Raw genomic sequence first — 25,624 nt, 5'->3', positions numbered from 1 at the left:
AGGCCCCTTCATTCCACGAAGTCTAGTGTCTCGGCCAGTGGCACGGCTTTCGCGTAGTAATAGCCCTGGCTCTGCTTGCAACCCAGCTGTCGCAATGCATCGACTTGCTGGCTGGACTCGACTCCTTCGGCAATGGTTTCGATGCCCAGCGATGTGCATAGACCGCAAATGGCGTGAACCACGGCGTGACTGTCGCGTGAGATGAGCATGCCGTTCACGAAGGACCGGTCGATCTTGATTTTGTCGAACCGGAACTTGCATAGGTAGCCCAGGCTGGAATAGCCCGTGCCGAAGTCGTCCATGGCAATTTGCACGCCAATATTTCTCAGCGCTTCCAGTAGACTGAGGTTGTGATCGGTATCTTCCAGCAGTACCCCTTCGGTGATTTCCAGTACCAGACGTGTCGGGCTCAGGCCAGATGCCGAAAGGGCATTACGCACCTCATCCAGAAAGGCCTCGTTGCGGAACTGCACCGGGGATAGATTGACGGCGATAGAGATGTCCTCCGGCCAATGCAACGCATCCTGGCAGGCACGTCTCAATACCCAGTTTCCAAGTCGATCGATCAGACCGATCTCCTCAGCCATGACGACGAATTCCGCGGGCGATACGAATCCTCGTTCTGGGTGCCGCCAACGCAGCAACGCTTCGAAGCCTCGGAGGGACTCATCGTCAAGGCTGACTTGCGGTTGATAGTGCAGCTCCATTTTCTCGTGTTCGATAGCGTTGCGCAGGTCCATTTCCAGTAAGCGCCGTGCCTGGATGTGGTCATCCATTTCCGGTTCGAAATAGCGGTAGGTGCTGCGCCCATCCTGCTTGGCGCGAAACAAGGCGATGTCAGCTCGTTTCAGCAGCACGTCCGGATCGAAATCGTTCCGGGGTGCGATGGCGATGCCGATCGATACGCCGGTAACGATGGTGTGTCCCTCCACCCAGTAAGGCCGGCCGAGCCGTTCAATCACCTTGTTTGCCAACTGCGTTACCCGGTCCGGCGTCACGTTCTCGGTCAACAGCACGGCAAATTCGTCGCCACCCAACCGCGCAACACGGTCGGTATCGCTGAGACAGTGCCTCAATCGCTCGCCGATTTGAACCAACAGCCGATCGCCGACGGGATGCCCTAACGAATCGTTCACCGACTTGAAATCGTCGAGGTCGAGGCACAGCAAGGCCACGTCTCGTCCCTCTTCCTGATCTGCCTGGGCGGCCGCCAGTTTTTTGCGGAACAGGGTGCGGTTGGCGAGCCCGGTCAAGGTGTCGTGATGTGCCAGGCGAGTGATCTTCTCTTCCTGCTTGCGCCGCTCGGTGATGTCCTCATGCACGGAAACGAGTCCACCTTCCGGCGTATCCGCCACCTGTACGACGACAGTCCGTTCATTGCGAAAGTCCAGCATTTGGGGAACCAAGCAGGTATCGCGAAGCGCCGGTTCTTGCTCGCTCTTCGGTTGTTGCAGCCATCGGGCGCCCTGCTCACGGCACAGCTTGCTCAGCTCCTGCAACGACATGCCCGTATGCACCTGTCCTGGTGTCAGGTCGTACAGCTGCAGAAAGCGGGTGTTGATCATCAACAGGCGTCCGTCGGCATCCGTCAGGCACAAACCCTGAGGAATGCTCTCGATCGCCGCTGTCAGGCGATCGTACTGGATGCGAATGTTCTGTCGGGACTCTTCCTCCAGCCGACGGCGCGCATTGGAGAGTTCCATGATCAGTTGTTCGAACGATTGCGCCAGGGTGCCGATTTCATCGGAACGGGTCACCAGCCTCAGCGGGGTCTGCTGGTTCAGGTCATCGGTCCGGCGCAGGTGTTCGACGTGGGTGGTCAAGCGTTCCACCGGCCGGGTCAGGCGCGAAGCGAACACCAAGCCGGCGACGAGCAGTATCAGTGAGCTGGAGGCCGCCACCAGAGCGACCACGAAGCGGGATTCCACTATCTTGTCGTCGATCGCCTCGGTCGCTTCGCGGTACTGGATTCGGGCATCGTTTTCCAGGTTTCGCAACACGGCGGCCAAAGCGTTATCGGCCCGGCTCACCATCAATATCTGGGCAGCCATGCCGGAATCGAACAGTCGTGCCCGACGCCAGGCATCGTGAAGGCCGCCCGGAGCGGTCAGAATATGGGAGAGGCGGGCCATCAGCGCTTCGATGTCCTGAGCCGGGAGCGCAGCCCCCAGGAAATCGCGTTCGCCTTCAAGCGCCGCCAGAATATCCAGGTGCGCCTCCTGATCTCTGGTATATCCCAGAGCCTGGCTGGTGTGGGCCCGAGCCAGATCCTTGCTCAATCGGGCCAGATGAATGCTGATGTGGGCCAGGTGCAGGGCGGCTTCCAGCGAGGGAGCGTCGTGCTCGTTCGATTCAGTCCGTGCCGGCTGGAACACCGCCCCTGCGTAGGGATGCATCGACTGGACCAGCTCGTCCAGCTCCGCTACGGTCGCAAGTGCCTGCTGCCGCTGTTCTTCGAAACTGATCTGCAGAGTTTCGCGGGTATCGCACAGTGAGGAGAGGTTGCTGATCGTCAGTTCCAGTTCGTCTTTTGCGGCGCGGACCGTTCGTTCAGTGTCGAGTGCATCGGTGTGCCGCAGGAAGTCGGCGAGCGCGTCGATGGCGGCGAACTCGGTCGAGAGCCCGCCCTCCAATTTGGCTCGGTGCGAACCGTCTGCCCGATCGCACGACGTTCTGATGTCCCGGGCCGTCCTCGTCAGCGTGCGCATGGCGTTGGAGGCGCTCATCGCATTGGTCAGTAAGGGGTATTGAGTGTCGGTGGTTCGGGTAACGACCGTGGCGACCTGATTGGTATAGGACAGTCCGATCCAACCAATGACACTGACGACGATGACCGAACACAACGCCGCTGCTACCACCTTGAAGCGGAGCCGGCCGAACCCCCTTCGCGCGCACTCTGGCAAGCTTCCTACCTCTTGATCTTGTTATAAGCCCGTCTCACTGGCGTGCGCAGGAAACGTAAATTCAAGATGCCGCACTGACAGGCAACATGCAATGGAATTCGTTATGCGAACAACTGCCCTGCTGTGATTGCCAGGTCGTGCGGCCAGCCGGAGGCTGCGCCTGCCGTGGGAGCTGGCCGGGCAGGCGCTGCGGCATCAAAAACGCTCCAGCCGCCACACGTCGAAGGCCGGTTCTTCGTAGGGGTGCGCGGCGCGCAGGGCCTCGACGGCTTCGCGGATGAGGTGATCCTCGCAGACCAGCTCCACCTTCACTTCCTCCACCTTTTCCAGATCGCCAACCTGGCCGATGTGCGGGTTGGCGCCGTCCAACGGGCGAAACTGACCGGTGCCCCGGGTTTCGAAGCAGCACGCCTCGTAGTCGCCGAGGCGTCCGGCACCGCTGGCGAACACGGCTTCCTTGACCGTTTCGGCATCCTCGAGCGGAACGTAGAAGGCAAGCTTGTACATCGTTTCCTCTCCTTGCAGTGCATGGCTCCTTCCCATGATACGTCGCCATGCTTAGAAAAATACCTATCGATGGGCGCAAAAAAATACTTGTCCAGTATTTGTACAAGATATAGATTCTGTACAGGGTTTGGTCGATTCGACGCGAACCCTCATCGTTCACCTCATGAGGTACGTACAGATGAAAACGTTGCAACGAGTGGCCATCGGTTGGGTGGGAGCTGGCATGCTGGGTGTTACCTTGGCGGGCGCCGTTCAGGCCGATGACCATGGTGGCGCAAAGGATATCGTCGATACCGCCGTGGCGGCCGGCCAGTTCGAGACCCTGGCGGCCGCGCTGGAGGCGGCAGGCCTGGTGGAAACCCTCAAGGGCGACGGCCCCTTCACCGTCTTTGCCCCGACGGACGAGGCCTTTGCCGCCTTGCCCGAAGGCACCGTGGAAAGTCTGCTCGAGCCCGAGAATCGCGAGCAGCTCCAGGCGGTGCTGACCTATCACGTCGTGGCGGGCAAGGTAATGGCCGAGGACGCCATGGGACTGGATAGCGCCACGACCGTCCAGGGGCAGGACATCACCATCACCACCATGGACGGCAGCGTGATGATCAACGACGCCAGCGTGATCCAGGCCGACATCGAGGCGAGCAATGGCGTCATTCACGTGATCGATGGCGTGCTTCTTCCGGAGTGATCGCAGCCAGTGCTTCTGTGGCTGCCTTGCCACCCCATGGGGTGGCTTTTTCATGCTTCAGTTCCGCCGCCGGCCTTCGCCACAGTGACGCAGGATATGGTCATAGGCGTCGTTCTTGAGCCGCAGCGCCGCGTTCCAGCCGCTCTCCTCAGGCTGCAGGAGAGAGCCGACGTGAACGGCGACCCGGCCGGGATGGGGGCGCCACTCCCTGCCCCGCAATAGCCGACGCGTACCTTCGAGGGCGACCGGGACTACCGGCACGCCGGCATGCGCTGCGGTAAGGAATGCCCCCAAGTGAAAGTCGTCCAGGCCAGGCTCGGGGTGAAAAGTGCCTTCGGGAAAGATGGCGAGGGTATCGCCCGACGCCACGGCCTGTTCCACCTGCCGCATGTCCCGCTCCGCCTGGCGCGGGTCGAAGCGCTCGACGAACAGTGCTCCCATGCGGGTCAGGAGCACACGGGTTATGGTGCGGCGCTCGAGTTCCTCCTTTGCCAGGTAGCGCATGGTACAGGGCAGGGCAGCGGTCAGCACCAGCACATCCAGATAGCTGGCGTGGTTGGCGACCAGCACGCAGGGGCGCTTGCCCGGAAGGCGCTCTCGACCCTGGACATGGAGGCGTATGCCGGCCAGGGGCATCAGAGCCCGAGTGATGGTGTGGGCGGCACGCCAGCGCCAGGCCAGCCGGGGCAGGGGCAAGCCCACCAGCGCGAACAGGCCGATCCCGAGCCCGAATAGCGACCAGGCATAGGCGTAGTATGCCCAGCTGCGCGCCTCGGCCAAGCCCAGGCGCAGCCGACGGTGCCACGAACGTAGCGTCAGCCCGGCCACCTGGCGCCAGACCGGGGGAGCCCGCTCGCCCAATCGCCCTTGCTGATAGAAGTCTCGAGTCGCGGCACGGCGGATCTTGCCGCTCGATGTCTTGAGCACGCTATGCGGCGGTACCAGGCAGATGTCGTCTGCCGGTACGTTGACGATATCCACTACCGTATCGGCGATGGCGTTGTGCAGCTCCCGGCGTCGTGCGGGATCTTCGACATGGGTTTCCGCCACCACGATCAGCGACTCGACGCCGGTCGCCTGGTCGAGGCTGCCGAATACCGCCACGCACCCCTTGCGTATGCCCTCGAGGCGGCCAACAGCCGCTTCGATGTCGTAGGGGTAGAGGTTGCGCCCTCCGCGCACCAGCACGTCCTTGCGCCGTCCGCTGACGTGGAGGTCGCCGTTGGCGAGGTAGCCACGGTCACCGGTGCGCAGCCAGCCGTCGTGAAGCAGCTTCTCGCTCTCTTCGCGGTTATCGAAGTAGCCGTCGGTGGCGGAGGGACCCCGGAACTCGATGTCACCCTCCTGGCGCTCGGCAAGCTCGTGCCCCTGGTCGTCGACGATACGCAGCGTATAGCCGGGCAGCGGCGGGCCGCAGTTGACGAAGCTCTGCGCAGCCGCCGGATCGTACTCGGGGCGTGCTTCACCGCTGGCAGCGAAGCGATCACGATTGACCGAATCGACCACCACGCCGCGGCCGGGGCGGGCCACACACAGCCCAACCGCGGCCTCGGCCAGCCCGTAGACCGGCATCAGCGCGTCCCTGCGCAGCCCAGCGGGAGCCAGCCGCTCGGTGAAGCCTTCCATCGTGGAGGCACTGACCGGCTCCGCGCCGTTGAAGGCGACCCGCCAGCAACTCAGGTCCAGGTCTTGGACACGCTCCGGCGGGATGGCGCGCAGGCACAGCTCGTAGCCGAAATTGGGGGCGCCGGAAATGGTGCCGCGGTGGCGGTCGATCAGCTCCAGCCAGCGCAGCGGGCGCGACAGGAAGGCCAGTGGCGACATCACCACCAGCGGGATGGCGTAGTAGAGGCTGGCGAGCCAGGCGGCGATCAGCCCCATGTCGTGGTAGAGCGGCAGCCAGCTGACGAAGACGTCGTCCGGCGTGGCCTCCAGCCGTTCGCCCATGGCACGAATATTGGCCAGCAACTGGGCGTGGGAGAGCTGCACGCCCTTGGGGTCGCCGGTACTCCCCGAGGTGTACTGCAGCAGGGCCAGGCTCGAGGCTTCGGGAGGATGAGGTGACGCCGACGGAGGCTGGGCGTCGAGTTCCGCCAGGGTCACGATATGGCGCAGTTGGGGCGCCTCTGCATGCAGCAGGTGCGCCAGCGAGCGCGCCTCGGCGACGGTGATCAGCAGGCCGGTGCCGGCATTTTCCAGGATGCGCCCATGGCGCCGCAGATGCTCCTCGAGCTGGGCGGGCCGGGCAGGGGGATAGATGGGAACGGGCACGGCGCCGGCTCGCAGCACGCCGAAGAAGGCAACGAAGTAGTCTCGCGAGGTCGGCAGCATCAGGGCGATGCGGTCGCCGTGACGTATGCCGCGCGACGCCAGCGCCGCGGCAACCCGCTGCGCGCCCAGCTCCAGCTCGGCATAGCTGATGATCTGGGGCTCGTCCTCCTCCCCATAGAGGTACAGGTGGGGGCGATCCGGGTGCCATTGCAGGTGCCAGTCCATCACGGCATTGAGGGTGGTGGCCTCTGTCGGGGCGCCGGTTGCTGGGCCGAAGCCGCCATGAGTGGCTTCAGGCCTCGTGGGCGAGACGGTGGCACGAGGCTCGCCTGACCGCTGCTGCGCGGCAGGGTGGGACTGCAGCAATTGCAGCAGGGCTTCGGGGGTGTCGGCGAGCAGCGCCGACTCGGGCAAGCGAACACCGAAAGCCTGCTCGATGCGCAACAACAGCTCGGAGCGAGCGAGGCTATCCAGGCCCAGGTCCCGGTCCAGGCGTGAGTTCAACCGCACGGGAGAGACATCGCGCCGGTTGGGCTGCGTCTCCTGGACCAGTTCCTCGAGCAATGCCAACAGCCGCGGCTGCATGGACTCCGTGGCTGCCGTGTCATGGCTGTCGTTGCGCTTCTCCATACGTCACCTTCATTGGGTGCCCTTGGGCAATGGACTACGACATGGCATGGTTTCTCCCTAACTGTAGTTACCGGCCAGGGAGGAGACGGATGAACCAAACGCTTGCTGCACTGCTGGAGGCACGGGGGCTCTCCCTCCAGGAGCCGCTGCGGTCCCTCGGAGGTGGCGACATCGCCACCGTCTATTGGCTGGAAACGTCGCAGGGGCCGGTGGTAGCCAAGCAGGATGACGCCGAACGGCTGGCGGGTGAGGCGGATGGCTTGCAGGCCCTGCGCAAGACGGGCTGTTCGCTGCGGGTGCCCGAGGTACTGGCGTTGGGCGACGGCTGGCTGATCATGGAGGCGCTCGAGTCAGGTTCGCGCTCGCCGCGTTCCGTCGTGGCGCTGGGCGAAGGCCTGCGCGAGCTGCACTCGCATAGCGCAGGCGAGCATGGCTGGCCGCGGGACAACGCCTGCGGACGCACGCCCCAGCCCAATGCACCGCTCGCCGACGGGCGTGCCTTCCAGCGCGAGCGGCGCCTGCTGCCGCTCGCTTGGGCCTGTCACGAGCGCGGGCTGCTGGACAACCGGCTGCGTGGCCGCATCGAGGCGCTGGCGGAGGCGCTCGAAGAGTGGCTGCCGGACGCGCCGGCGAGCCTGCTGCACGGCGACCTTTGGTCGGGCAACGTGCTGTATACGCCGCAGGGGCCGGCAGTCATCGACCCCGCGGTTTATCGCCACTACCCGGAGGTGGACCTGGCCATGCTGACACTGTTCGGCTCACCCGGCGAGGCCTTCTTCGAGGCCTACTGGGATGGCGAGGCCCAGCACGACTGGCCACGGCGCGAGGCCCTGTTCCAGTTATATCCGTTGCTCAACCACCTTTTGCTGTTCGGTAGCGGCTATCGAGGCGGCGTAGAGCGTGCCGTAGCCGCCATCGAGCAGGGCTGCTGAGCGGCCCATTCATTCAAGGGTTCGTTTGAGCGTGCTTGCCTGATTTGCCGTTCGGTACATACACTCAAGTATGTTTATTCGCTTGCTCAAGGAAGAGAAACGGCATGAACCGACGTATTGGCGCTCTTGCTGGCGTATGGGTCGTTGGCTGGCTGTTGGCGACGCCGGCCTTGGCAGCTCCAGGTGTCCTGACGCTGCAGGTCGACAACGATGGCATGGTCAGCCGCGATGACGACAACTATACGGCCGGCGCGGAACTCATCTGGACCCAGGCGGCGGCACCGGATCACTGGAGCCAGCGAATCGCCGGGGGACTTCCGAACGGTTGGCTGAACCAGGTCGATGCGCTGAGCTACCACCTGAGTTATCGCATGTACACGCCGGTGGAGGTGGCGCGACGTGACCTGATCGAGGACGACCGTCCCTATGCCGGCCTGGTGTTGGGAGGACTCTCCGTGTACGGCCGGCAGCGGTCGAGCGGTGCCTGGCAGCGCGAAGACGCGTTGCAGTTCGATATCGGCGTCGTCGGGCCGGTCACGGCGGCAGACAGCGTCCAGCGCGAGGTGCACCGGTTCGCCAACGCCCAGCGGCCCCGCGGCTGGTCCTACCAATTGGGCAACGAACCTATCCTCAATGCGTCGTACCGTCGCCACTGGTGGCATCGTCAATCATTGGGGCGGCTGGAAATGCAGCATGGCCCGGGGCTCTCGGCATCCCTTGGCAACTTCATCGTCCAGGCCGGGGCCGGCTATGGCTTGCGTCTTGGTCAAGGGTTGGACAACGCCATGGGCTGGCCCTCCCTTGGGGCGGAGCAGGGCGGCTATCGCCATGTCTCGACGTCGCCGGGCAGTGGCTGGCACGTCTTCGCCGCTCTACAGGGACGTTACGTAGCGCACAACCTGCTACTGGACGGCAATACCGTGCGTGACAGCCAATCGGTCGACCGCCGCGAGCTGGTCGGTGACGCCGTGCTGGGAGTGGCGCTGACCTGGGAGAAATGGGAGGTGAGCCTGGCGCATGTCTGGCGCAGCAAGGAATTCGAGGAGCAGGAGAGCAGTACCGTGCACGGTGCGCTGTCGCTGAGCTATCGGCTGTGATCGCTATACTCCTAGCATTCCGACGCGGTGATGGCAGGGGGGGAAAGTGATGGCAGGGGGAGGCAGCATGCAGAAGTACCAGAGTGAGTTCCTGTGGTTTTCCCGGCTGGCGCTGGTATTGGTGGCTTGGCTTGCCGTAACCCCCTCTGCCGGGGCTGCGCAGGGGGGTGCCTATCCAGGCGAGCATCCTGCTGGCTTCAAGCCGCTTCTCTCTCCCCTGGTCTGGCACCGCGAGCACTGGCGCCAGCGCAGTCACCGCGACCCTTCGTTCACCATCGAACTGCCTTGGTCGCTCTTCGATCCCTATTTTTCCTGGGGCCATGCGCCCCGACCGGGCGAGCCACCACGCCCTGATGGCATGCGTCAGCGGGAGCGCGGTGACATGTGGCGCGACGACGTGGTGGGCTCCGGCAGTGGCGGCCGGATCGAGGTGCACCCCGAAGGGAGGATCCTGCGCAGCCGGCCGCGCAGCGACTGAGCTTATTCGCCATTCGATTTACATCCATACAAGCATGAATGTAAGATTTGTCGACCTTTGACGTATCAACGGGAACGACGCACATCATGAAAAGAACATTTCGACTCGGCCGGGCCACCCTGATGGCGCTGGCCGCCGGACTGTTGCTGGCCGCCTGTGGCCAGGAGGAGAACCCCCAGGCGCAGCAGCAGGCTGCTCCGGAGCGTCAGCCGCATCCCGTCGAGGTCGTGGTCATCGAGCGTCAGGACATTGCGCTGGAGAAATCCTACCCTTCGCTGCTGCGCAGCGACGATGAGGTCACTCTGGTAGCCCGGATCACGGGCATCCTCGAGCAGCGCCACTTCGAGCCCGGCGAGCAGGTGGAGAGAGGCCAGCGGCTTTTCTCCATCGAGCCGGACGTCTATCAGGCCGCGGTGAATCAGCATGAGGCCAACCTGCAGAGCGCCCAGGCCGAACTCTCCCGTGCCCAGCGGGATGCCGAGCGTTTCGAGCGCCTGCTGAGCCAGAACTCGGTGAGCCAGCAGCAGGTCGACCAGGCCCGCGCGGATCTGGGCGTGGCACGTGCCGCCGTGGCACAGGCCGAAGCGGCGCTGGCCAGCTCCCGCATCGATCTCGAATACGCCGAGGTTACCGCGCCGGTATCGGGTGTGATCGGCCTGGCGCAGATCAACGTCGGCAACCTGGTGAGCCCCGGCACGACCCTGGCCACCATCACACCGCTGAATCCGCTGGAGGTACGTTTTCAACTGCCGCAGCGCGATGCCTTCGAACTGCGTCATCAATTGACGGATGGCAACGTGGAGTCGATTCGTGCCGTACTCGAAGCTCCAGGTGGAAACGGCGCCGCTAGCCAGACCCTGGCCGGCAGGCTCGACTTCCTGGGCTCGCGCGTGGACGAGCGCACCAGTACGGTCCAGGCCAGTGCCACCTTCCCCAATCCCGAGGCCCAGGTGCTGCCCGGCCAGTTCGCCCGCGTCAGCCTGGAGGGGCTCAAGCGCTTCGACGTACTGGCGGTTCCCGAGATCGCCATCACTCAGGGCTTGATGGGGCCGCAGGTGTTCGTCCTGGATGAAGACGACGTAGCCCGTGCACGGACCGTTGAGCTGGGCGAAGTGGCGGGGCCGTGGCAGATCATCCGCGGCGGCCTGGAGCCTGGCGAGCGGGTGGTGGTTGGCGACCCGGCCGGCATCGACCCCGGCACACCCATCGACCCGCAGCCCTTCGAAGGCGATGCGCAGGCGCTGGTCGAGGAGGTCGAACAGGCCGAAGCCGAAGCCGAACAGGAGGCTGCAGAGGCCATGCAGGAGCAGGAAGCCGCCGAGGCCATGCCGGGAGAGGGAGCCGCCGAGGGCGGTGAGGACGACGCATGAATTTTTCCAATTTCTTCATCAAGCGCCCGATCTTCGCCACGGTGCTGGCGATCATCCTCACCGTGATGGGGGTGGTCAGCATGCGGGTACTGCCTATCGAGCAGTATCCCAGCGTGGTACCGCCCACGGTGTCGGTGCAGGCGCAGTTCCCGGGTGCCGACGCTGAAACCGTGGCGCAGACGGTGGCGGCACCGCTGGCCGAGGCGATCAACGGCGTCGAGGACATGCTCTACATGACCTCGACCAGTGGCGACAACGGCTCGATGAGCCTGAACGTGGCGTTCAATATCGGTACCGACGGCGACATCAACACCATCAACGTCAACAACCGGGTGCAGGGCGCGCTGTCGCGCCTGCCGGAAGCCGTGCAGGCCCAGGGCGTGACGGTGGAGCTGCGCTCAAGCTCGATCCTGATGCTGGTGGCGCTGATTTCGCCGCAGGGCGACTACAACAACGTCTTCATGCAGAACTATGCCACGCTGAACATCCTCGACGAGCTGCGCCAGGTGCCCGGCGTCGGCGAGGCGTCGGTGCTGGGCGGCGGCGAGTTCGCCATGCGCGTATGGATGGACCCCGACAAGCTGGCCCAGTACGACCTGACGCCCACCGAGGTGGCCAGGGCGATTCGCGCCCAGAACACCGAGGTGCCGGCAGGCAGCCTGGCGGCTACGCCGCAGCGTGATCCCCGTGCCTTCACCTATACCATCACCGCCGGCGGGCGGCTCAACGACGTCGAGGACTTCCGCAACATCTTCCTGCGCACCAACCCCGATGGCTCTTCCCTGCGCCTGGACGACGTGGCGCGCATCGAACTGGGGGCTTCCTATTACGGTGTGCAGGCGCGTCTGAACGGCGCCACCATGACGCCGATCATCATCAACCAGCAGCCGGGTGCCAACGCCCTGGAAACGGCGCGGGCGGTGCACGAGACCATGGCCGAGCTGGAGACGCGCTTCCCGCCCGGGCTCGAATACGTGGTGCCCTACGACACCACGCTATTCATCGGGGCCTCGGTGGATACCGTCACCAACGTCTTCATCGAAGCCTTCCTGATCGTCGGCGTGATCCTGTTCATCTTCCTGCAGAATTGGCGCTTCACGGTAATCGCCATGTCGGTGGTGCCGGTGTCGGTACTGGCCACCTTCGCCGGCTTCTTCATGTTCGGCTTCTCGATCAACCTGTTGACACTGTTCGCCCTGGTACTCTCCATCGGCATCGTGGTAGACGATGCCATCCTGGTGGTGGAGAACGTCGAGCGCGTGCTCAGCGAGGACGACGAGATCACGGTGACCCAGGCCACCATCCGTGCCATGCGGGAGGTCGGCGGCCCGGTCATTGCCACCTCGCTGATCATGGCGGCGGTGTTCGTGCCGGTGGCTTTCCTGGGGGGATTCACTGGGCAGATCTACCAGCAGTTCGCCATCACGGTCGCCGTCTCGGTGGCCTTCTCGGCGCTCATGGCGCTGACCTTCACCCCGGCACTCTCGGCCATCTTCATCAAGCACAAGCCCAAGGGCGTGGGGCAGTCCAAGCTGATGCGGGCGATCAATACCCCCTTGCGGCTGTTCGATCGGCTGTTTGCCGGGATCACCGCCGCCTATATGTGGACGGTCAAGGTGCTGGTGCGTTTCTGGGGTCTGGCGCTGCTGTTGACGGGGCTGGTCATCGGCGCTTCCTGGTGGCTCTATCAGGTTACGCCCTCGACCCTGGTGCCCGAGACCGACCAGGGCATCGTGCTGGCCAGCGTTCAACTGCCCGACTCCGCTTCCCTGGCGCGTACCCAGAGCTACATGGACGAACTCAGCTCGCGCATCCAGGAGATTCCAGGGGTGCAGTACTCCACTGCCGTAGCCGGCTACGACATTCTCTCCAGCTCGGTCAATACCGCCCGGGGCATCATGTTCATCAACATGGAGCCGTGGGACGAGCGTGAGCTGACCGCCACCGAACTGGTGGGGCGCATCATGCAGCTGGGCGCGGAGATTCCCGGCGGTTCGGCCATGGCGTTCAACGTGCCGCCGATCATGGGGCTCTCCACCACCGGCGGCTTCACCGGCTATCTGCAATCTTTCGCAGGGGCTTCGCCACAAGAGCTGTTCCAGGCCTCGGTACAGGTGATGCAGGCGGCCAACCAGCATCCCGCCCTGCAGCAGGTATTCACTACCTTCAACGTCAACGTGCCGGGCTATCGCGCCGTGATCGACCAGCAGAAGGCGCTGAGTTACGGCGTGGCGCTGGAGGACCTGAACGCGACCCTGTCGAACACCTTCGGCAACGGTTTCGTCAACTTCTTCAGCTACCAGAACCGTAACTTCCAGGTCTACCTGCAGAACGAGGATGACTTCCGCAAGACCCCGGACGATATCAGCAGCGTCTATGTGCGCGGTGGCAATGGCGAACGGATACCGCTCTCGGAGTTCGTCACGCTGGAGCGCCAGGCCAAGCCGGCGGTGGTGTCGCGCTTTGGCGTCTACCTGGGAGCCCAGTTCCAGGGTGGCCCCGCGCCGGGCTACAGCTCCGGCCAGGCGATCGCCGCCATGGAGGAGATCGTCGAGGAAACTCTCGGCAGCGGCTGGGGCATGGGTTGGACCGGTACCGCCTACCAGGAAAGCCAGCTCGGCAATACCGCGACGCTGGCCATCGTCTTCGGCATCCTGATGGTATTCCTGATCCTGGCGGCGCAGTACGAGAGCTGGTCGCTGCCGCTGGCGGTGCTCACGGCGACGCCTTTTGCCTTCCTGGGCGGTATCGGCGGTATCGTGCTGCGTGGGCTCGATACCAGCGTCTACGTGGAGATCGGCATGCTGGTGGTGGTGGGGCTGGCGGCCAAGAACGCCATCCTGATCGTCGAGTTCGCCGAACTGCAACGCAAGGAGCAGGGCAAGTCGATCCGCGAGGCGGCCATCACGGCGGCGGAACTGCGCTTTCGGCCGATCGTGATGACCTCGCTGGCGTTCATCTTCGGCACGCTGCCGCTGGCACTCGCCAGTGGGGCGAGCGACGTCAGCAGCCACCACATCGGCACCACCGTGGCGGTGGGCATGGCCTCGGTGGCGGTGCTTGGCAGCCTCTTCGTGCCGAGTTTCTACGCCGTGATCGCCCGTATCTCCGACTGGCTGCGCTACCATCTGCGCGGCCGACACGAGACGGCAGCCGAGCATTGAGCATCGGCCATGCCATGGGCGGCAGACGGGGCGCATCCTGCGGGATGGCGCCCCGCTTCACTTCATGACCTGAAGCATGCCCGGCGCCGAGCCCCTTGGACTAGGCTGAAGGTGAGTCGAGTGTCCATCGCGAGGAGGCCGCCATGGAAGCGCTGCGTCAGATTGCCCTGAGTTTTCCCGTCGTCGTGTTCAGTGCCCTGCTGCCATTGGTGCTGCTCTACTGGCTGCTGGCGCTGCTGCGCCTGGCGCCGCTGGAGCTGTTCGCGCGCGACAGCCTGAAAGGGGATCACCTGGCAAGCACCATGGTGGCGTTGGGTTTTGCCGGCGTGCCGGTCACCTTTGCCCTCAGTGTGCTGCTGGTGCTGGCCGGTGCCATGACCCTGGCGATCGAGCTGGCCGTGCTGCGCTGGCTACCGCTGGGCCTGTTTCGCATACCCGTGGGCGTGGCGGTGCTGTGGGCGGCTTTCGTCCTCGCCTCACCGCTGGCGGCAAGCCTGTGCCATGCACTGCATCATCGTTTCCACCGGGTGGCTAGGGCTCGGCCGCGCTGCCTGCTGGGTGAAGTCGTGCAGGTACGCTTCGCGCCCAATGCGCAGGGCTGGACCACGGCCACCGTGGTCGACGACCCCGCGTGCGAGGTGCGCCTGCACGCCAAGCCCGGCGATTTACCGCGCCCTGGTGAGCGGCGGGTGCTGGTCAAGTACGTGGCCGGGGAGGGCGCCTACCGCAGCGTGGCGGAGAGCCGCTACTGCGAGGCGCGCGTGCACCTGCGCCGGCTGCGGCTGGCACGAGGCGGCGGTGCCGGGCCGAGCCATGGCGGGGCCGAGGCGCCGCTATAGCGTGGTGCTAGGAGGAACGTAGTAGCTTCAATTGCGTCTCGACGAGCTGTGCGCCCCGTTCGCGCAGGCTGAAGGTCTCGTAGTTGCGCAGCCAGTCGTGGAACAGACCACCCAGTATCGCCTGGAACAGGCGGGCGGCGACTTCCGGCGGGATGTCATCGCGTAGATGGCCGAGCCGAGCGGCACAGCCGAAGTAGTCGAGCAGGGCGCCGCAGGCTTCTTCGGCCATCTCGTTCTGCATCGCCAACGGGTCGATCTCGGCGAAGGTCTCGCAGTGGTGGATCAGGATAGCGTGAACGCGCCGATAGCGCGGCTGCTCGAGACGCTCGAAGCCGCGCTGGCAGGCCTGGTGGATGGCATCCAACGGCCTTTCGGCGAGCCCCGGGTCGCCGATCTCCTCGACCAGTTCCTCGAACGGCATACGCACCCGTTGCAGCATGGCCCGGAACAGGTCGGCCTTGTTCTTGAAGTGCCAGTAGACGGCGCCGCGGGTCATCCCGGCCGCGCGGGCGATCTGCTCCAGCGAGGTGCGAGCCACGCCACGCTCGAGGAAGACAGCCTCGGCGGCATCGAGCAGGGCTTCGCGCGTGGCGGCGGCTTCTGCCTTGGTACGTCGGGCCATGGTGAGTCGTTTCTCCTCGGAGCTGTCATGTTTCTGCCATTCTACCGCAGCGCTGGCGAGCTTACATTCGTATATGTATGTCATGCTTCGCTGCGCAGCGCCATCCCTGTCCAACTCTCGTATGTCCATCTCTCGTATTCCACGCAGTGGCAGGGTATAACGGATCGAACACCGTTCTGTTTCGGGAAGAGCCATGCCCCGCGCATCCTTCGAGCTCAATGGCACCAAGATCAAACCCGGTAGCCGTCTACAGGTCGACGTGCCGGTGGCGCGTCTCTATACCCATGCACCGTTGCACATTCCCGTCGAAGTGGTGCATGGCCGCCGTCAGGGGCCGGTCATGCTGGTGTGTGGGGGCATCCATGGCGACGAGATCAACAGCGTGGAGATCGTGCGTCGGCTGATGCGCTCGAAGCAGATTCAGGGGCTGAATGGCACCCTGATCGGTGTGCCCATCGTCAATGTCTTCGGCTTCATGCAGCACAGCCGCTACCTGCCGGACCGGCGCGACCTCAACCGCTGCTTTCCCGGCAGCGAGACGGGCTCGCTGGGAGCGCGGGTGGCGGCGCTGTTTCGCGAGCAGATCGTCGATTACGCCACGCACATCATCGACTTGCATACCGGGGCCATTCACCGCACCAACCTGCCGCAGATCCGCGCCCAGCTCAGCCCGGGCAGTGAGACCGAGCGCATGGCCAACGCCTTCGGCGCACCGGTGATCCTCAATGCCGAGCTGCGCGAAGGCAGCCTGCGCCACTACGCCCAGACGCGGGGCATTCCGGTGCTGACCTATGAAGCCGGCGAGGCGTTGCGCTTCGACGAGTGGGCAATTGCGCCCGGGGTGCGTGGCGTACTGCGAGTCATGCGTCGGCTGGGCATGCTGGCGGGAGAGCATCGTCGGCGGACGCCGCCAGCGGCAGAGCTGGCCAACGGCTCGAGCTGGGCGCGGGCCCCCATCGACGGCATCCTGCGGCCCAAGGTACGGCTCGGTGCGCGGGTGGCCAAGGGCGATGTGCTGGGCAAGGTGGCAGACCCCTTCGGCAACGCCGAAGCTGCGGTCAAGGCCATGGCCGACGGTATCGTGATCGGCATGAGCCGGCTGCCGCTGGCCAACGAAGGGGAAGCGCTGTTCCATATCGCCCGCTTCGATGCCATCGAAGAGGCCGAGAGTGCCATCGAGGACTTCCACTCCAGCCTCGAGCCACCGCCCGATCCGCTCTATTGATCAAGCTTCGGCGAGGCTGGGTTCGGTTTCACGGGCATCGCTTTCCGGCACCAGGCTCAGCGCATCGTCGAACACCCGCAGGCAGGCGCCGTCGAGGTGGCCGTTTTCGGAGAGATGGCGCCGGAAGCGGCGCCCGCCGGGCTGGCCCTGGAACAGGCCGAGCAGGTGACGGGTGACATGGTTGAGCTTGGCGCCTTCCTCGAGCCGGCGGGCGATGTAGGGGCGGAAGGCGCGGGCCGCGGCATGCCGGCTCACGGCCGGCCCGGGTTCGCCGTAGAGCGCCTGGTCCACACCGGCCAGCAGCCAGGGGTTCTGGTAAGCCTCGCGGCCGACCATCACGCTATCCACGTGGGCGAGCTGCTCGCGGCATTCGTCGAGCGTCTTGATGCCGCCGTTGATGCCGATGTGCAGCTCCGGCCGGCTGGCCTTGAGACGGTGCACTCGCGGGTAGTTGAGCGGCGGGATGTCGCGGTTCTCCTTGGGCGAGAGCCCCTGCAGCCACGCCTTGCGCGCATGCACGATGAACACCTCGCAGCCGGCATCTGCCACCAGGGCGATGAAGCGCTCCAGGTCGGCGTCCTCGTCCTGATCGTCGATACCGATGCGGCACTTCACCGTGACTGGAATGCTCACCGCCACGCGCATGGCGCGCACCGCCGCGGCGACCTTCTCCGGGTGGCCCATCAGGCAGGCGCCGATCAGGTTGTTCTGCACCCGGTCGCTGGGGCAGCCGACATTGAGGTTCACCTCGTCATAGCCCCACGCCTCGGCAATCGCCGCGCACTCCGCCAGCTCGCCCGGGTCGCTGCCGCCCAGCTGCAGCGCGATGGGATGCTCGACCTCGTCATAGCCGAGGAAGCGCTCGCGCGGGCTGCCGTGCAGAATGGCACCGGTGGTCACCATCTCGGTATAGAGCAGCGCCTGGCGCGTCAGGGTGCGGGCGAAGGCCCGGTAATCACGGGTCGTCCAGTCCATCATGGGGGCCACGGAAAACCGGCGCGCCCGAGCCAGCGGGTCGTTTCCAGTCGTGTTGCTCATCTATGGCCTCCAGGGATGCTGCCGTCATTACCGTTTGATCCTGCTCATTTCGCCACGTGCCTGCGTTCGGTACTATCGAGACAACGACCGTAAGGTATCGATACGTAACCGGCTCGCTGGGCGTGACGAGAAGCAGGGAGCAGAAATGAGATGGCCGGCCATTGTACGCAAGAAGGAGCGGCGAGCCCAGAGCAGAGGCGGAGTTGGCGTGCGGCTGGGGCGTGGTATCGGGGCGCGTGGGCAGTCGCTGGTGGGCACTTTGGCTAACCGCGACATTCGGCAGGAAGGGGGCTGCTGATGGTGAGTGGTGAGCGGCGCATCAAGCGTCTGCAGCGCCTCGCCGACGGCGCGCTGTATTTGATTAGCGATAACGAGCACTACCAGCCCGAGATGATCACACCGCAGCAGATGGGGGAGGTGGAGATCCTGGGGCGGTGTGAGATAAGGATTGGGCGGGTTTCGTGATAAGCAACCTATTGAAGGTGCTTTAAGGCTATTTTATGAATGTTAAACTGGCAAGATTTAGAAGACATTTGAAATCGTATGGTGTTTCGTATAATTGTTTGAAAATTACCGTGCTGGCGGCTTCGATTTATTTGTTTCTTCGTTTTTCTCTAGGTGCTGGGTTTTTCGTTAACGCATTGAGTAGTCTTGCATGGCCAATGGCATTTGTCATAGTGGCATTTATTTTTAAGCGCCAGCTATCTTTTTTAATTTCACGTGTTTCGAATGTAAAAGGACTGGGTATGGAGATAGACTTGGTACACTGGCTATCTTCGGAAATGAAGGAATCTAAAGATAACCAGAAAGAACCTCTGACTGCACCTGAGCCTTCAGAACTGACTGAGCCGTCTGAGCCGTCTGAGCCGTCTGAGCCGTCTGAACCGTCTGAACCGTCTGAACCGTCTGAACCGTCTGAACCGTCTGAACCGTCTGAACCGTCTGAACCGTCTGAACCGTCTGAACCGTCTGAACCGTCTGAACCGCCTGAACCGTCTGAACCGTCTGAACCGTCTGAACCGTCTGAACCGTCTGAACCGTCTGAACCGTCTGAACCGTCTGAACCGTCTGAACCGTCTGANCTGAACCGTCTGAACCGTCTGAACCGTCTGAACCGTCTGAACCGTCTGAACCGTCTGAACCGTCTGAACCGTCTGAACCGTCTGAACCGTCTGAACCGTCTGAACCGTCTGAACCGCCTGAGCGCGCAGAGCGCACTAACCGGAATGAGCCTTCGTTGGCGTATCAATCAGGAAAAAAGAAATACAATAGTATTGCAAGAGATAATGCCACATCTCGTATCAGAGCAGATCGAGTTTCAAAGAACAAAGACTATCAGAACCCTTATGCGAAGTTGAGTGAAAAGAATAATATAATTGACAGGAATGAGCTGTTGAATGAAGATTTTTGGTCTGATTACAAATTTTTAACTAACAAGAAATTTCTCGATAAGCTCAGTCTGGATGAAAATATTGACGATGAAAGGAAGCTGGTTTTTATTATTATGAAGGGGTGGGCGGAGCTGGAAAGATTGATTTTCCAGATTGTTTCTCATAACTTCCCTGAGTATGAAGGTAGTTCTGTTTTAGATCAGATTTTAATTCTAAGGGCGAAGGGTTTGATATCGGAAAGTGAGTACGCCGTTCTTCTTATGCTTAGAAATATTAGGCACCGTCTTGCGCATGGTCAGTCTTCCGATCTAGATAAAGAAAGCTCGAAAAAATACCTTGATTCGATTTATAATATATCTTTCAGGCTTGCGGATCTTATCGACAAAGATCGGTTGAAAGGGTGATGAATCAATTAAGTGTTTCGCTTGCGGCGCCACGCCAGGTCTCTCATACGCTGGCTTGGGTCCGCAAACCTTATTAATTTATTCTATCTGGATCATTTTTCAATGTGCGGCCGCTTCGCTTCCTACAACGCCTATCCCAAGCTAGCCCGTGGACTAGGCGTTGTGGTGGCCGAGTAAAGGCAGATTCCACGCCTTAACAGGCTGTTGCCGGCCGGTAGTGGTATGAATAACTGATAGAAGTGTTTGAACAAATCGAGGCGAGCATGCCAAATAGTCGTGAGATGGCAATAATAATATGGTGTGTGGTGATCATCATCTTTATGCTTTCTAAGGTTGAGTTAAGGTCTTCTTTAAGAGCTTTGGTTAAAGCTTTTTTTCATAAGCATCTCTTGGTTGTTTGGATTTTTTTGCTGGCTTATTTTACTCTGGGTGTCTTTCTGGCTTCTTTCATAGGGATTTGGGAGTTAGCGCTTACAACGACGGCCGTTTTTTGGGCTTTTGGTTCTTTTGTTCAGCTCTTTAATATATTGAACAACATGAATAATCCGCCAAGTTTTTCGTCAATTTTAAGATGGCAGGTTTTGATATTTTTTACGGTCTCTTTTTTGATAGATTTCTATACTATGCCTTTGTATATTGAAATTTTTCTTGTTCCTTTTGCAGCTCTTGTAGCAATGGTTAATGTTTATGTAGAAAAAAAGGATGAGTATAAATCTGTTGAGGTTATAACAGAGTCGGTTCTAATTTTTATTGGTTTGGGGATTGTGGTATATGCTCTGATGGGCTTGGTAAAAGATTATGAGACACTGTTTAGTTATTTAGCGCTAAGGCAATATATCATTGTTCCTTATTTTGCTGCAATGTTTATTCCTGCGGTATATATTTTGTATACTTATCTGCGATATGACTCGATTTTTCCTGTGTATCGAATATATTTGCAAAGGGATTTTGGAATAAGACTTAAGTGGTTGACGTTTCTGAAAATAGGTTTTGATTTTGAGCTTCTAAACCGCTGGGAGAAAGAGGCCAGAAAAGTGTTCACTATGAGATCTATTAACTCTGAGGAAGATGTTTTGAAGGAGTTAGAGTTGTTTTTGAAAGAGAAAAAATAATCACATAACAAGCTCTGGAGGGCATTGCGCCCTCCATGCCTTATCGCAGCCTGATTGTGATGGTTATCCTGCGTATAACGTTGGTAGCTCGTCCCAACGCGTGGTCCACCGCGCCGAGCGATGGGCACAGCGAAGGTGCCACGCCGCCCCAGGGCTCGGCATACCTAGCTTGACGGTATCACGCCCCATGCGTTGATTGAGCGCGTCCATTGCTGACATCAGCTTCGCACTGCGCTGTCGCTCCGCATCGCTCTGCGGCGTATCCAGCAGCGAGAGCTGCTGCCGGTCGGCGTCGACCAAGTCGATCAGCATCACGCCGCCTTTCTGGTACAGGTAGCCTTTGCGGTAGATCCGCTCCAGGGCTTGGCCGGCGGTGTGCAGTATCTCGCGGCTATCGGCCGTTGGGCGGGGCAGTTCGAGCGCCAGACTCGGTGAGTATTGGAGCAGGTCCTGCCGGTGCGGGTTGGTCTTGAGAAATACCAGCACCGCCTTGGCGAGCCCGTTCTGGCGGCGCAGCTTCTCGGCGCTACGCTGGCCGTACTGTCGGATCGCCTCGCGAATCTCCTTAATGTCGTCGGTGAGCTTGCCGAAGCTGCGGCTGGTCATGATGCGCTTTCGAGCTTCATCGAAGTCATTCATTTCGATGCAGGGCACGCCGCGTAGCTCCAGGGCGGTACGTTCCAAGGTGACAGAGAAGCGCCGCCGGATATCCTTGGGGTTGGCCTGGGCGAGGTCCCAGGCGCTCTTGATGCCCATAATGGCCAAGCGCTCGACGAGCCGGCGGCCGACGCCCCACACATCGCCCAGCTCGATCCGCTGCAGCAGGCCGCGGGTTTCCAGGCTGTCGGGATGTAGCACGCATACGCCTTGGTAAGCCGGGATCTTCTTTGCCGCACGGTTCGCCAGCTTGGCGAGGGTGCGCGTGGGCGCGACGCCCACACAGATCGGAATGCCGGTGTACTGGCGCACCTTGTGGTGCAATTGCCGGGAATGCGCGAGCAGTGCGTCGTGCTTGAAGCCATCGAAGCGCACGAACATTTCATCGATGGAGTAGGGTTCGACGGCCGGGGCGTACTCCTCGAGTACCGCCAGCACGCGGGCCGACATGTCGCCGTAGAGCTCGTAGTTGCTTGAGAGGAGATGAATGCGGCCTTGTCGCACCAGATGTTGTAGCTCGAACGCCGGCGTGCCCATGGTGATGCCGAGGGCCTTCAGCTCAGTGGAGAGCGCGATGACGCAGCCGTCGTTGTTCGACATCACGCCCACCGGCAGGCCACGCAGCCGGGGCTGGAACACGCGTTCGCACGAGACGTAAAACGTGTTGCAGTCGATCAGGCCGATCATGCTCATACCTGGTACTCATGGATGACCGAGCGAACGACCCCCCAGACCTGGCACTCGATGTCGACGAGCGGTATAGGGGCGTAGCGAGGGTTGCCCGAGCAGAGGCACGGCACGTTGCCCCTCAGCTCGTAGCGTTTGACTGTTATTTCGCCGTCGACCATGGCGACGATGATATGGCCGGGGCGAGGCTCGAGTGAGCGATCGACCAGGAGCAGATCGCCTTCGTGGATGCCCAGGCGCTCCATGCTGTCACCGGTCACGCTCATGAAGAACGTCGCCGAGGGGCGCTTCACGAAGCGCTCGTTTAGGTCGAGCGTGCGGCCTTCGTAGTCCTGGGCGGGGCTGGGGAAGCCACTGAGGCCAGCGCGGCCCAGGGCGAGCGGGTAGGGAAGCGCAAGCGATAGCGGCTCGCGATGAGCCGGGATGAGCTTTGCCAGTGTCATGGTGAGTCCCTTTGGGTTGCTGTCGTTTTATACAGTATTCTCGACAGCGCCGCTTCCAGGCAACAGGCAAAAGCTAATGAAAATTAGCCATTGTCGGTGCATCGGGCAAAAAAAGAGACAGGGCGGGACTTGGCCTGGAGATGGCGGCCTGGCTGGGCTGCCTGTAGAAGTGAACGCTCACAAGCCGTGTCGGCAATCTTCTACAAGCAGCCTTATCCCTCGCTGGGTGAGGTCGGCCTGGGGGGCCGAACGTTCGGCAATAGCACGCCATGCGGCATGAATGGCAAATTTCCTACAACAGCGTAAGCGTTTGGCTCTATCACCACTACCGAGCGATTGGTAGGTTAGACGGGACGCTTCGATAAGCGATCGATTCGCCCCGGTCGCCAAGGAAGAAAAGAAGCGCGCCTGCAAGGCCCTGGCCAGGGATGGCTGGGGCCTTGCCTATCCAAAAGAAAATTGTTGGTGATCTTTTACATGCTGACTTATCCCAGGTTAACGATAGAGCGTCCCGTTAGCTGTCACAGTGAGCATGTCGGGCAAGGAGAGCCCAACAAGGAAGACCGAGTCAGGGACGGCTCTGCACCAGGGATGCTCGAGCAGGATGCTTGAGAAGGATGTAAGGAAGCAAAAATTCAGCCTGGCCTGACGGCCAGGCTTTTTTGTGGCCGGCGCAGTCAGGCAGCGGATGATGGGAGCAGGATGAAGGAGACGAGCGATTATAGGATTGACGTTTTGTTACAGGATAGGAACATTACTTTTCCCAAGTCGCCTTGAACAGGTCCAATGTCGAACTATTCTGAGGATGTAAGCAAGGCATGGAAGCCTTCCAAAGGCAGGATGCCTTTGATGGCAGGAAGCTTGAGCAATGAAACAGGGAAGGCGGATCGAGACAGGATGTCACGGTGGCCAGGAAGTTCCAACTGCATGACCTGTGTAGTGAAGCTTGTTAGCCCCCTCATCTTGATGGTGAGGGGGCTGCTTCTTTTTAAAGATAAAGAAGAGTAGGAAATCCTGTCACCATGCCCTGTCTCCACGACGAGCAAGGAGGCCACATGAGCGACGACCTGACGGATCTTCAAATAGAACTCCTGTCGCGTGCCTTGCAACATGGCGGCGTGCTTGCTGCTCCCTTCGGTCACCTTGGTGAGGATAGCCTGGTGTCAGATATGAAAGAACATGCGGCTGGGTTGGAAGCGAATGGACTGGCCAGGGTGTGGCGTGATGATGAAGGAGGGCTGGAGCGTATCGAGGTCACTTCGCGGGGGTATGCTGCCTTGGGAGTGCGCTGACGTCGCCTCTTGAGCAAGTGGATTACAACCCGTGTCGGCAATGTCTTACAGAACGAAGAGACGAAGGTAGCATCTTTTCCATGTCTGATCTGTCAAGCTGTCCCAGGTCGAGCCAGGGAGGCTCTGCAAGGAAGAATGTGCTAGGATGGCTTTGTAATCAGGGAGTTATGGCAAGGATGCCGTGGAGTGTGGAAGGAATCGAAACGAGCCCGGCTGCATGCCGGGCTTACCTCATGCTTGCTGCTTGCAGGCGTGCCGGCCCGGAGGTGTCGCGTTGTGGCGATCGAGGATTGTCAGAACCTTTCCGCCTTGAGGGTAGCGATGAAGTTTGCTTATTAGTCAATAGCAGGTTTCGCCACTAGGCTGGCAAGTATCTCGCAAGGAGGTGGGGATTAGGGAAAGCCGAGCAGAGGAAGCTCGATGACGCCAAGGATGCATGACAGGATCGTCATGGTGAGCTGGAAAGGAACCAGGAATTGAGGCCCGGCCTTGTGCCGGGCTTTCTTTTTTTGTTGTCGACAGCGGATATTGCCGAGAGTTTGCTGGGGTTCAGGAAAAAGGCTGAAGATTCAATGGCCTGACATCGCCTTGCCGACAGGAAAAATTTTACGCGGAACTTTAACTTGGGTTAATTCGCTCGCAGCGGCTTAGTGGCACTGTACAGAGTGAACGAGGAGCCGGAGGGGAAGGCCGCGTTGCTATTGGCTTTTGGGGCCAAGAAAATAGGTCCGCGAATGACTGAGTGAAAATGTGTACTTAAAGGAGTTTAAATGAATTTGACTTGAGTCTCACTTTGGAGCTGGTGAGGCAGGGGAAAAAGAATGATCAGGCTAACATGGAAATTGGGGTCGAAATTTCTTGATGACAAAGGGCCAGGTTTCGCAATAACGCTGCTCCTGTTATTCATGGCCTGGATACTTTTCTGGCCGCATTGGGTTGGTATTAATGCGGCTTCAGGGGAGGAGGTAGAAGATGTTGGATACGAGAAAGTGAGTGCCTATTACTCTAAAAGTGCAGCCGAGCTCATGCGTTATGATGAGGATATATTTTCTCGTTCCCTGAGCATTCTCGATACTAAAAAATACTACTGCTTGATGACGGAATACTTGGACCGGGAGCAGGAGGTGCGGCTACGGCCCGCGACCCTGGACCATTACGAGACCCTGTGCAGCATCTTTTCCGATGCAGCGGCTATGGTCGATACCTATGCCCAACGGCTTGATGACTGGGGCGAATTTCATCCCGAACTTCATGAATTAATGCTGCATGCCCGGGGCCGGGAGCGGACCATCGGCCCCTTCCTGACCCAAGGCGAGTGCATCGAGATCGCCGATCGACTGTCCCGGGCGGGTGAACATACCTCCCACTGCATGTCCTACGGGCAGGCTCAACGCACTTCGCCAGGCCGAGGCTGACACTGCAGGAGAGTCGCTCTTGCCATCATGTGCTATGTAGAAGAGGAGAGTGAGCGCTTCTGGAGGTGCAATGATGGAACAGCGTCAGGAATTGCTCGAAGCTCTACGTGATGAGCTTGTCGAACGGGTAGATCGCTACAAGGTCCACAAGATGCGCCTGGAAAATCCCTTGGATCGGGACATGGAAGAGCAGGCTATCGAGCTCGAGAACGAAGACGTGATCGATGCTCTCGAGGAAGAGGCTGAAGAGGAGCTGGGGCAGGTCATGCATGCGCTCGAGCGCATCGAGGAGGGCGAGGGCGAGCTGTGTGAGCGCTGTGGCGAACCGATCGATCCCCGGAGACTCGAAGCGATTCCCTACGCTACGCTTTGTCTCGACTGCGCTGAACAGGAGGGAGAGCCTTAGCCGCCCCGGACAGGACTTGCCGCCTACCCGAGTGTTAGTCTAGGAAGGCAATGTTC

Annotated in this window: 21 protein-coding genes; 14 read left to right on the top strand and 7 right to left on the bottom strand. The window is 61.1% G+C overall.

What is annotated here, in order from left to right:
* Positions 1-8: 8 nt before the first annotated feature.
* Together ACUY1T_RS11565 and ACUY1T_RS11560 are read right to left on the bottom strand one after the other, a co-directional pair.
* Positions 9-2,843: an EAL domain-containing protein gene (locus ACUY1T_RS11565; protein ID WP_446022901.1), complete on the bottom strand. Its 2,835-nt coding sequence runs from the start codon at positions 2,841-2,843 to the stop codon at positions 9-11.
* Positions 2,844-3,098: 255 nt separating this feature from the next.
* Positions 3,099-3,410 (bottom strand): NGG1p interacting factor NIF3, encoded by a 312-nt coding sequence (locus ACUY1T_RS11560; protein WP_446022899.1) that lies wholly within the window; start codon positions 3,408-3,410, stop codon positions 3,099-3,101.
* Between the two features lie 178 nt (positions 3,411-3,588).
* On the opposite strand from ACUY1T_RS11560, the gene ACUY1T_RS11555 reads away from it, so the two are divergent.
* Positions 3,589-4,095: a fasciclin domain-containing protein gene (locus ACUY1T_RS11555; RefSeq protein ID WP_446022897.1), complete on the top strand. Its 507-nt coding sequence runs from the start codon at positions 3,589-3,591 to the stop codon at positions 4,093-4,095.
* A gap of 57 nt (positions 4,096-4,152) precedes the next feature.
* Here the strand turns inward: ACUY1T_RS11555 and ACUY1T_RS11550 are convergent, their stop codons facing one another.
* Positions 4,153-6,996 (bottom strand): AMP-binding protein, encoded by a 2,844-nt coding sequence (locus ACUY1T_RS11550; protein ID WP_446022895.1) that lies wholly within the window; start codon positions 6,994-6,996, stop codon positions 4,153-4,155.
* 89 nt (positions 6,997-7,085) lie between these two features.
* Between ACUY1T_RS11550 and ACUY1T_RS11545 the strand changes: the two genes are divergently transcribed.
* The 6 genes from ACUY1T_RS11545 to ACUY1T_RS11520 all read left to right on the top strand — a co-directional run bounded on the left by ACUY1T_RS11545 (position 7,086) and on the right by ACUY1T_RS11520 (position 14,876).
* Complete coding sequence (locus tag ACUY1T_RS11545; RefSeq protein WP_446022893.1) at positions 7,086-7,928, top strand: fructosamine kinase family protein; 843 nt, start codon at positions 7,086-7,088, stop codon at positions 7,926-7,928.
* Positions 7,929-8,032: 104 nt separating this feature from the next.
* The gene (locus ACUY1T_RS11540; protein ID WP_446022892.1) at positions 8,033-9,025 is read left to right on the top strand and encodes a lipid A deacylase LpxR family protein; all 993 of its coding nucleotides are present in this window, start codon (positions 8,033-8,035) and stop codon (positions 9,023-9,025) included.
* Positions 9,026-9,092: 67 nt separating this feature from the next.
* Positions 9,093-9,503, top strand: a complete 411-nt coding sequence (locus ACUY1T_RS11535) for a hypothetical protein (RefSeq protein ID WP_446022890.1) — start codon at positions 9,093-9,095, stop codon at positions 9,501-9,503.
* Between the two features lie 86 nt (positions 9,504-9,589).
* Entirely contained in the window at positions 9,590-10,873 is a 1,284-nt protein-coding gene (locus ACUY1T_RS11530; protein ID WP_446022888.1) for an efflux RND transporter periplasmic adaptor subunit, read from the top strand.
* Positions 10,870-14,037, top strand: a complete 3,168-nt coding sequence (locus ACUY1T_RS11525) for an efflux RND transporter permease subunit (protein WP_446022886.1) — start codon at positions 10,870-10,872, stop codon at positions 14,035-14,037. Before ACUY1T_RS11530 ends, ACUY1T_RS11525 begins: the two co-directional genes overlap by 4 nt.
* Before the next feature lie 143 nt (positions 14,038-14,180).
* Positions 14,181-14,876, top strand: a complete 696-nt coding sequence (locus tag ACUY1T_RS11520; protein ID WP_446022884.1) for a hypothetical protein — start codon at positions 14,181-14,183, stop codon at positions 14,874-14,876.
* Positions 14,877-14,883: 7 nt separating this feature from the next.
* On the opposite strand, the gene ACUY1T_RS11515 is transcribed toward ACUY1T_RS11520, so the two are convergent.
* Positions 14,884-15,498, bottom strand: coding sequence for a TetR family transcriptional regulator (locus ACUY1T_RS11515; protein ID WP_446022883.1), 615 nt, complete (start codon positions 15,496-15,498; stop codon positions 14,884-14,886).
* A gap of 193 nt (positions 15,499-15,691) precedes the next feature.
* Between ACUY1T_RS11515 and ACUY1T_RS11510 the strand changes: the two genes are divergently transcribed.
* Positions 15,692-16,723, top strand: coding sequence for a succinylglutamate desuccinylase/aspartoacylase family protein (locus tag ACUY1T_RS11510; RefSeq protein ID WP_446022881.1), 1,032 nt, complete (start codon positions 15,692-15,694; stop codon positions 16,721-16,723).
* Here ACUY1T_RS11510 and dusA read toward each other — a convergent pair whose 3' ends face one another.
* Positions 16,724-17,761, bottom strand: a complete 1,038-nt coding sequence (gene dusA / locus ACUY1T_RS11505; RefSeq protein ID WP_446022879.1) for a tRNA dihydrouridine(20/20a) synthase DusA — start codon at positions 17,759-17,761, stop codon at positions 16,724-16,726. It abuts the gene before it with no gap.
* A 297-nt stretch (positions 17,762-18,058) separates the two neighbouring features.
* Here dusA and ACUY1T_RS11500 point away from each other — a divergent pair, with 297 nt between their 5' ends.
* The 3 genes from ACUY1T_RS11500 (at position 18,059) to ACUY1T_RS11490 (ending at position 20,668) form a co-directional block, all read left to right on the top strand.
* Positions 18,059-18,226, top strand: a complete 168-nt coding sequence (locus ACUY1T_RS11500; RefSeq protein ID WP_446022877.1) for a S24 family peptidase — start codon at positions 18,059-18,061, stop codon at positions 18,224-18,226.
* A gap of 928 nt (positions 18,227-19,154) precedes the next feature.
* On the top strand, positions 19,155-19,556 hold the full coding sequence (locus tag ACUY1T_RS11495; protein ID WP_446022875.1) for a hypothetical protein: 402 nt from the start codon (positions 19,155-19,157) through the stop codon (positions 19,554-19,556).
* Between the two features lie 263 nt (positions 19,557-19,819).
* Positions 19,820-20,668, top strand: coding sequence for a hypothetical protein (locus tag ACUY1T_RS11490; RefSeq protein WP_446022873.1), 849 nt, complete (start codon positions 19,820-19,822; stop codon positions 20,666-20,668).
* Positions 20,669-20,731: 63 nt separating this feature from the next.
* Here the strand turns inward: ACUY1T_RS11490 and ACUY1T_RS11485 are convergent, their stop codons facing one another.
* Both ACUY1T_RS11485 and ACUY1T_RS11480 read right to left on the bottom strand, forming a co-directional pair.
* On the bottom strand, positions 20,732-22,012 hold the full coding sequence (locus ACUY1T_RS11485; RefSeq protein WP_446022872.1) for a Y-family DNA polymerase: 1,281 nt from the start codon (positions 22,010-22,012) through the stop codon (positions 20,732-20,734).
* 2 nt (positions 22,013-22,014) lie between these two features.
* Positions 22,015-22,455: a LexA family protein gene (locus ACUY1T_RS11480; RefSeq protein WP_446022870.1), complete on the bottom strand. Its 441-nt coding sequence runs from the start codon at positions 22,453-22,455 to the stop codon at positions 22,015-22,017.
* Positions 22,456-23,510: 1,055 nt separating this feature from the next.
* Here ACUY1T_RS11480 and ACUY1T_RS11475 point away from each other — a divergent pair.
* The 3 genes from ACUY1T_RS11475 (at position 23,511) to ACUY1T_RS11465 (ending at position 25,568) form a co-directional block, all read left to right on the top strand.
* Positions 23,511-23,747 (top strand): hypothetical protein, encoded by a 237-nt coding sequence (locus ACUY1T_RS11475; RefSeq protein ID WP_446022868.1) that lies wholly within the window; start codon positions 23,511-23,513, stop codon positions 23,745-23,747.
* Positions 23,748-24,568: 821 nt separating this feature from the next.
* Positions 24,569-25,162 (top strand): hypothetical protein, encoded by a 594-nt coding sequence (locus ACUY1T_RS11470; protein ID WP_446022866.1) that lies wholly within the window; start codon positions 24,569-24,571, stop codon positions 25,160-25,162.
* 70 nt (positions 25,163-25,232) lie between these two features.
* Positions 25,233-25,568, top strand: coding sequence for a TraR/DksA family transcriptional regulator (locus tag ACUY1T_RS11465; protein ID WP_446022865.1), 336 nt, complete (start codon positions 25,233-25,235; stop codon positions 25,566-25,568).
* The last annotated feature ends 56 nt before the right edge of the window (positions 25,569-25,624 follow it).

Source organism: Billgrantia sp. Q4P2 (assembly GCF_052806135.1).
Note: the sequence above shows the minus strand (reverse complement) of the source record. Positions and strands in the feature narration are given on the sequence as shown.

Excerpts from the sequence above, each read along its gene's own strand:
- ACUY1T_RS11560 (WP_446022899.1), bottom strand. The coding sequence starts at position 3,410 with ATGTACAAGCTTGCCTTCTACGTTCCGCTCGAGGATGCCGAAACGGTC.
- ACUY1T_RS11555 (WP_446022897.1), top strand. The coding sequence starts at position 3,589 with ATGAAAACGTTGCAACGAGTGGCCATCGGTTGGGTGGGAGCTGGCATG.
- ACUY1T_RS11550 (WP_446022895.1), bottom strand. The coding sequence starts at position 6,996 with ATGGAGAAGCGCAACGACAGCCATGACACGGCAGCCACGGAGTCCATG.
- ACUY1T_RS11545 (WP_446022893.1), top strand. The coding sequence starts at position 7,086 with ATGAACCAAACGCTTGCTGCACTGCTGGAGGCACGGGGGCTCTCCCTC.
- ACUY1T_RS11540 (WP_446022892.1), top strand. The coding sequence starts at position 8,033 with ATGAACCGACGTATTGGCGCTCTTGCTGGCGTATGGGTCGTTGGCTGG.
- ACUY1T_RS11535 (WP_446022890.1), top strand. The coding sequence starts at position 9,093 with ATGCAGAAGTACCAGAGTGAGTTCCTGTGGTTTTCCCGGCTGGCGCTG.
- ACUY1T_RS11530 (WP_446022888.1), top strand. The coding sequence starts at position 9,590 with ATGAAAAGAACATTTCGACTCGGCCGGGCCACCCTGATGGCGCTGGCC.
- ACUY1T_RS11525 (WP_446022886.1), top strand. The coding sequence starts at position 10,870 with ATGAATTTTTCCAATTTCTTCATCAAGCGCCCGATCTTCGCCACGGTG.
- ACUY1T_RS11520 (WP_446022884.1), top strand. The coding sequence starts at position 14,181 with ATGGAAGCGCTGCGTCAGATTGCCCTGAGTTTTCCCGTCGTCGTGTTC.
- ACUY1T_RS11515 (WP_446022883.1), bottom strand. The coding sequence starts at position 15,498 with ATGGCCCGACGTACCAAGGCAGAAGCCGCCGCCACGCGCGAAGCCCTG.
- ACUY1T_RS11510 (WP_446022881.1), top strand. The coding sequence starts at position 15,692 with ATGCCCCGCGCATCCTTCGAGCTCAATGGCACCAAGATCAAACCCGGT.
- dusA (WP_446022879.1), bottom strand. The coding sequence starts at position 17,761 with ATGAGCAACACGACTGGAAACGACCCGCTGGCTCGGGCGCGCCGGTTT.
- ACUY1T_RS11500 (WP_446022877.1), top strand. The coding sequence starts at position 18,059 with ATGGTGAGTGGTGAGCGGCGCATCAAGCGTCTGCAGCGCCTCGCCGAC.
- ACUY1T_RS11490 (WP_446022873.1), top strand. The coding sequence starts at position 19,820 with ATGCCAAATAGTCGTGAGATGGCAATAATAATATGGTGTGTGGTGATC.
- ACUY1T_RS11485 (WP_446022872.1), bottom strand. The coding sequence starts at position 22,012 with ATGATCGGCCTGATCGACTGCAACACGTTTTACGTCTCGTGCGAACGC.
- ACUY1T_RS11480 (WP_446022870.1), bottom strand. The coding sequence starts at position 22,455 with ATGACACTGGCAAAGCTCATCCCGGCTCATCGCGAGCCGCTATCGCTT.
- ACUY1T_RS11475 (WP_446022868.1), top strand. The coding sequence starts at position 23,511 with ATGAGCGACGACCTGACGGATCTTCAAATAGAACTCCTGTCGCGTGCC.
- ACUY1T_RS11470 (WP_446022866.1), top strand. The coding sequence starts at position 24,569 with ATGATCAGGCTAACATGGAAATTGGGGTCGAAATTTCTTGATGACAAA.
- ACUY1T_RS11465 (WP_446022865.1), top strand. The coding sequence starts at position 25,233 with ATGATGGAACAGCGTCAGGAATTGCTCGAAGCTCTACGTGATGAGCTT.